The organism is Kitasatospora sp. NPDC057518 (genome assembly GCF_042802075.1).
Lineage (GTDB): Bacteria > Actinomycetota > Actinomycetes > Streptomycetales > Streptomycetaceae > Kitasatospora.
Genome location: NZ_JBHVEU010000527.1, coordinates 1 through 5,720 on the forward strand (window position 1 = coordinate 1; position 5,720 = coordinate 5,720).

The window sequence follows — 5,720 nt, forward strand, 5'->3', positions numbered from 1 at the left end:
GGCTGTGGACAAGGCACCGGCCGCGGACGCCCGTCCGCGGCCGACGGCGGAGGGCGGACGTGATGACGGCGGTATTCGGCGTGGACATCGGCGGCTCGGGGATCAAGGGCGCGCCCGTCGACCTCGCCCGGGGCGTGCTCGCCGAGGAGCGCCGGAAGGTGCTCACCCCGCAGCCGTCCGCCCCCGAGGCCGTGGTCGCCGCCGTCTGCGAGGTGGTCCGCCACTTCGACCACCAGGGCCCGGTCGGGCTGACCTTCCCCGGCGTGGTCGTCGACGGTCACACCAGGACGGCCGCCAACGTGGACAAGGGCTGGATCGGCCTGGACGCGGCGGGCCTCTTCCGCCAGGCGCTCGGCATGCCCGCGACCGTCCTGAACGACGCGGACGCGGCCGGGCTGGCCGAGCTGACCCACGGCGCCGGGCGGGGCGAGTCGGGCGTGGTCCTGGTGCTCACCTTCGGCACCGGCATCGGCAGCGCCCTGTTCGTGGACGGGACGCTGGTGCCCAACACCGAGCTGGGCCACCTGGAGCTGCGCGGCAAGGACGCCGAGCGCCGGGCCTCCTCGGCCGCCAAGGAGCGGCACGGGCTGGACTGGGAGCAGTGGGCCGGGCGGGTCGACGAGTACCTGGACCTGGTGGAGATGCTCTTCTCGCCAGGGCTGATCGTGATCGGCGGCGGGGTGAGCCGCAAGCACGAGAAGTTCCTGCCACTGCTGAAGGACCGCCGGGCACGGGTGGTGCCGGCGGAGCTGCGCAACGACGCGGGCATCGTCGGGGCCGCCATGGCGGCGGCCCGGGCCGGGGGCTGAGGGGCGCTCGCGCGGCGCCGCCGCTCAGCGGGAGCGCTGGATCCGGCGCTGGGCGACGAACCGGGCGAGCACGATCAGCGCGGCCAGCCCGGTACCGGAGAACAGCCAGCCGGCCCGCAGCGCCAGCCCGGTCGCCAGCGAGACCACCTGGGCGGTGACGCCCGGGGAGCCCACCGGTTCGAGCAGCAGCAGCGCGAGGGCGAAGGCGATCGGCCCGCTGATCGGTGCGGCCAGCAGGTCGGCGTAGCGCACCCGGACGGCGAGCTGGAAGCAGACCACCAGGTAGCCGAGGCCGAACAGCCAGCCCAGGCCGTCGAACAGCAGCCGGTCCACGCCCGCCACCGCGAGCGTCGCCAGGACGGCGACCAGCCCGGTGCCGATGGCCGTCAGCCGGGTCGGCCGGCCGGTGCGCCGCCGCCCGTACAGCGGCTCGTCGCCGCGCCCGCGCAGCGGCAGGCGCAGGCGCGGCCGGGGGGTGGCCGGGCGGGTGGCCGGGCGCGCGGCGGACGGGCCGGCCGAAGGGCGCGGGCGGGAGCCGGGGGCGGGTCCGGAGGGGGCTCCGGCGGTCTCGGGAGCCCGGCCTGGACCGGGGACGGCGGCTGCGGCCGCGCCGGTCGGCGGACGGCGTCTGGGCCCTGGCGGCTGGGTACGGATGCTCTGCTCCACCCGCCCAACGTACGGTCCGATCATCGCCACACTGTGTAATGGACCGTTCAGGTCTTGTCCCGTGTCTCCGGACGGAGTACTGATGTGATCGTCACTCAGGTCGTCGCGCAGGTCGGCTGACCTGCCCGATCGAGTCGGCACACGACGACCACCGGATCCGTTCACGGGTCTCTCCACGGGGGAACAGCATGACCGATTTCACCTTCGAACGGCTCGACCACGTCCAGCTCGACATCCCGGCCGGCGCCGAGGACGAGTGCCGCGCCTTCTGGTCCGGAGTGCTCGGCATGACCGAGCTGGCGAAGCCGCCGGTGCTGGCCGCCCGCGGCGGCTGCTGGTTCCGCGGCGGCGGGGTCGAGGTGCACCTGGGCGTGGCCCCGGACTTCCGTCCGTCCCGCAAGGGGCACCCGGGCATCCTGGTCCGTTCGCTGGACGCCCTCGCCGACCGCCTCGCCGCGCACGGCCACCCGGTGACCTGGGACGACGACCTGCCCGGCCACCGGCGCTTCTACGCCGACGACAAGCTGGGCAACCGGCTGGAGTTCCTGGAGCCCCGGGGCGGCGCCGACCGAGGAGTGAGGCGGAGCGGGGGCTGCCCGTAGACTTGGGGGTCGGCCCGTACGGTGCCGACCCAACTCCTCCAAGCCCACGGGACTGCGCTTCATGTCGCTCACGATCGGAATCGTCGGCCTGCCGAACGTCGGCAAGTCGACCCTGTTCAACGCCCTGACCAAGAACGACGTGCTGGCGGCCAACTACCCGTTCGCCACCATCGAGCCGAACGTCGGCGTGGTGGGCGTCCCGGACGCGCGGCTGGCCAAGCTCGCCGAGATCTTCGGCTCCCAGCGCATCCTCCCGGCCACCGTCGACTTCGTCGACATCGCCGGCATCGTGCGCGGCGCCAGCGAGGGCGAGGGCCTGGGCAACAAGTTCCTCGCCAACATCCGCGAGTCCGACGCGATCTGCCAGGTCGTGCGCGCCTTCACCGACCCGGACGTGGTGCACGTGGACGGCAAGGTGTCGCCCAAGGACGACATCGAGACCATCCACACCGAGCTGATCCTGGCCGACCTCCAGACCATCGAGAAGGTCCTGCCGCGGCTCCAGAAGGAGGCGCGCCTCAAGAAGGACACCGCCCCCGTGCTGGCCGCCGCCGAGGCCGCGCAGGCGATCCTGGAGACCGGCAAGACCCTCTTCGAGGCCGGCTTCGACACCGCCCCGATCCGCGACCTCCACCTGCTGACCGCCAAGCCCTTCCTCTACGTCTTCAACGTGGACGAGGCCGAGCTGGCCGACGAGGACTTCAAGGACGCCCAGCGCGAGCTGGTCGCCCCGGCCGAGGCGATCTTCCTGAACGCCAAGATCGAGTCCGAGCTGATCGAGCTGGACGACGCCGAGGCCCTGGAGCTGCTCCAGTCCATGGGCCAGGAGGAGCCCGGCCTCGCCACCCTCGCCCGGGTCGGCTTCAACACCCTCGGCCTCCAGACCTACCTGACGGCCGGCCCCAAGGAAACCCGCGCCTGGACCATCAAGAAGGGCGCCACCGCCCCCGAGGCCGCCGGAGTCATCCACACCGACTTCCAGAAGGGCTTCATCAAGGCCGAGGTGATCTCCTTCGCCGACCTGGTCGAGACCGGCTCCATCGCCGAGGCCCGCGCCAAGGGCAAGGCCCGCATCGAGGGCAAGGAGTACGTCATGCAGGACGGCGACGTCGTGGAGTTCCGCTTCAACGTCTGACCGGGTAGCGCAACTCCCGTACAAGGGGTCGGACTTCCAGGGGAAGTCCGACCCCTCCGGCATGTGCCCGTCCGGCTCGACGTTGCCCCCGAGTGGTACGCTTTTTCGTACCACTTGCGGAAGGGGTTCCCATCATGTCCATCACCGCGAGCGAGGCCCGCCGGGACCTCTTCCCGTTGATCAAGAAGGTCAACGAGGACCACGACGCCATCGAGATCGTCTCCAGGCACGGGAATGCCGTACTCGTCTCGGCCGAGGACTACGCGGCCCTGCGCGAAGGCTCGTACCTGCTGCGCTCACCCGCCAACGCCCGGCGGCTGCTCAAGGCCTACGAGAACGCCCTCGGCGGCGCGGGGCTTTCCGAGCGGGAGCTGATCGACCCGGATGTGGCGGGTCCCGAGAAGGGTGCCGCGTGAGGCTCGTCTTCGAGGAGACCGGCTGGGAGGACTACACCTCCTGGCTCAAGAGCGACCGCAAGATGCTTGCCCGGATCAACAAGCTCATCGAGGACGTGTTGCGCGACCCGTTCACTGGTATCGGCAAGCCCGAGCCACTGAAGTACCACTTGCCCGGGGCCTGGTCGCGGCGGATCGACGACGAGCATCGCCTCGTCTACTTGGTGACGGACCGGGAGATCATCGTTCTGGCCGCCCGCTACCGCTACTGATGGCCGGCGTCGAGTTCGAGCCACCGTGCTGATTCTGTGCTGACTTGGGTCGCCGGGATCAGCATCTTCGCAGGTCACAGCCGCATGGTGAGCATTCCGCTGCAACGTCTGACGGCCGGCCGCCGCCGCGTACCCGGACCGCCCGGGCCCCGTGTTCGTGCGGGGTCCGGGCGGTGCGGTGTTTCCGGGGTCAGCCGACGGTGACGGTGAGGAGGCCGTCGGGGGCGGCGGTGACGGTGACGGTGGTGAGGGTGTCGGCGTGGGCGTCCGGGTGGTGGGGGAGGGCGCGCGGGCCGACGCCGACGACGCGGACGCCGGCGGCCTTGGCGGCGGCGATGCCGGCGCCGGAGTCCTCGAAGGCGAGGCAGTCGGCGGGGGCGAAGCCGAGGTCGGCGGCGCCCTTGAGGAAGCCCTCGGGGTCGGGCTTGCTGGCGCCGACGGACTCGGCGGTGACCAGGACGGACGGCATCGGGAGCCCGGCGGCGGTCATCCGGATCCGGGCGAGCGGCAGGTCGGCGGAGGTGACCAGGGCGTGCGGGAGGCCGGTCAGCGAGGCGAGGAAGGCGGCGGCGCCGGGCACCGGGACGACGCCCTCGGTGTCGGCGCGCTCCTCGGCGAGGATCCGCTCGTTGTCGGCCAGGTTGAGCTCGGCCGGGCGGTCGGGCAACAGGAGGGCCATGGTCGCGTGGCCCTGGCGGCCGTGGGCGACGGCGAGCACCTCGGCGGGGTCCAGGCCGTTCCGCTCGGCCCAGCGGCTGAAGCAGCGCTCGACCACGGCGTCGGAGTTGACGAGGGTGCCGTCCATGTCCAGGAGGAGGGCGCGGGCGGTCAGCCGGACGGGGGCAGCGGTCATGGGGCGGCTCCTCGGGGAGTGTGGCGACGGGAGAGCCGGAGAATGCGAGCTCTTTGTTTCTCGATGATACAAAAGATCATCCGAGCAGGTGGGCATTGACCGCCCGGGCCTCCTCGGCCAGCTCCGACAGCTCCACCACCTCGACCCCGGCCGCCGTCAGCAGCGCGGTGCCCTGGCAGTCGGTGACGAACAGGTCCGGCTCGCGCCAGGCGACCACCACCCGCGGCACGCCCGCCGCGAGGAGCAGCCGGGCGCACGGCATCGGCCGCGAGGCGCGCTGCCCGCAGGGCTCCAGCGAGCTGTAGACGGTCGCCCCGCGCAGCCGCGGGTCGCCCGCCGGGAGCTTGGCCAGCGCCGCCTCCTCGGCGTGGTCGTGCGGGTCCGCCTCCCGGCTGTAGCCCTCCGCCAGCACCGTGCCGTCGGCGCCGACGATCACCGCGCCGACCGAGAAGGCCGTCTCGGACGGCGGGCAGCGGCGGGAGAGCTCGACGGCCCGGCGCAGGTGGTCGAGGTCGGTGGAGGCGGACTGGGTCACGGCGCGGGCTCCTTCGGGGCGTACCTGAGCAGGACGACGTCGCCCACGGTACGTGCCTCCAGCAGCCGCATCCGTCGGGCCGGACCGCCCGGGAACGCCGCCGGGCGGACGAACCGGGGCGCGTCGGCCTGGCCGACCAGCAGCGGGGCGACGGCCAGCTGGAGCTCGTCCGCCAGGCCCTGGGCCAGGAACTGGGTGTGCACGCCCCCGCCGCCCTCGACCATCAGCCGGCGCACCCCGCGGGCGCCCAGGTCGTCCAGCACCGCGCCGAGGTCCACCGCGTCGCCCAGCGCGACCACCTCGGCCAGCCCGTCCAGCCGGGGGCGAAGCACCGCCGCCCCGGCCTCCGTGGTGTAGGCGAGCCGGGCGCCGCCGGTGTGCCAGAAGCGCAGGCCGGCGTCGAGTTCGCCGCTCGCGCTGAGCGTCACCTTCAGCGGGTACTCGGGCCGGCCG

7 protein-coding genes and 1 pseudogene are annotated in these 5,720 nt (G+C 73.0%); 5 read left to right on the forward strand and 3 right to left on the reverse strand.

Going from position 1 to position 5,720, the window contains the following annotated elements; genetic code table 11:
• Nucleotides 1-62 precede the first annotated feature (62 nt).
• Nucleotides 63-809, forward strand: coding sequence for a polyphosphate--glucose phosphotransferase (gene ppgK / locus ACFU7Z_RS35070; protein ID WP_049651727.1), 747 nt, complete (start codon nt 63-65; stop codon nt 807-809).
• A gap of 24 nt (nt 810-833) precedes the next feature.
• Here the strand turns inward: ppgK and ACFU7Z_RS35075 are convergent, their stop codons facing one another.
• Nucleotides 834-1,475, reverse strand: coding sequence for a DUF6542 domain-containing protein (locus ACFU7Z_RS35075; RefSeq protein WP_380782038.1), 642 nt, complete (start codon nt 1,473-1,475; stop codon nt 834-836).
• Nucleotides 1,476-1,663: 188 nt separating this feature from the next.
• On the opposite strand from ACFU7Z_RS35075, the gene ACFU7Z_RS35080 reads away from it, so the two are divergent.
• The 4 genes from ACFU7Z_RS35080 to ACFU7Z_RS35095 all read left to right on the forward strand — a co-directional run bounded on the left by ACFU7Z_RS35080 (nt 1,664) and on the right by ACFU7Z_RS35095 (nt 3,879).
• Nucleotides 1,664-2,077: a VOC family protein gene (locus tag ACFU7Z_RS35080; protein ID WP_380782040.1), complete on the forward strand. Its 414-nt coding sequence runs from the start codon at nt 1,664-1,666 to the stop codon at nt 2,075-2,077.
• Nucleotides 2,078-2,138: 61 nt separating this feature from the next.
• A complete protein-coding gene (gene ychF / locus ACFU7Z_RS35085; protein ID WP_049658400.1) occupies nt 2,139-3,212 on the forward strand; it encodes a redox-regulated ATPase YchF in 1,074 nt (357 codons plus the stop codon).
• Between the two features lie 134 nt (nt 3,213-3,346).
• Nucleotides 3,347-3,628, forward strand: a complete 282-nt coding sequence (locus ACFU7Z_RS35090) for a type II toxin-antitoxin system Phd/YefM family antitoxin (protein WP_380782042.1) — start codon at nt 3,347-3,349, stop codon at nt 3,626-3,628.
• Nucleotides 3,625-3,879: a Txe/YoeB family addiction module toxin gene (locus ACFU7Z_RS35095; protein WP_117489393.1), complete on the forward strand. Its 255-nt coding sequence runs from the start codon at nt 3,625-3,627 to the stop codon at nt 3,877-3,879. Before ACFU7Z_RS35090 ends, ACFU7Z_RS35095 begins: the two co-directional genes overlap by 4 nt.
• 190 nt (nt 3,880-4,069) lie before the next feature.
• Here ACFU7Z_RS35095 and ACFU7Z_RS35100 read toward each other — a convergent pair whose 3' ends face one another.
• Complete coding sequence (locus tag ACFU7Z_RS35100; protein ID WP_074001343.1) at nt 4,070-4,732, reverse strand: HAD-IA family hydrolase; 663 nt, start codon at nt 4,730-4,732, stop codon at nt 4,070-4,072.
• 76 nt (nt 4,733-4,808) lie between these two features.
• Nucleotides 4,809-5,720, reverse strand: a pseudogene (locus tag ACFU7Z_RS35105) (dihydrofolate reductase family protein); the annotation flags it as partial.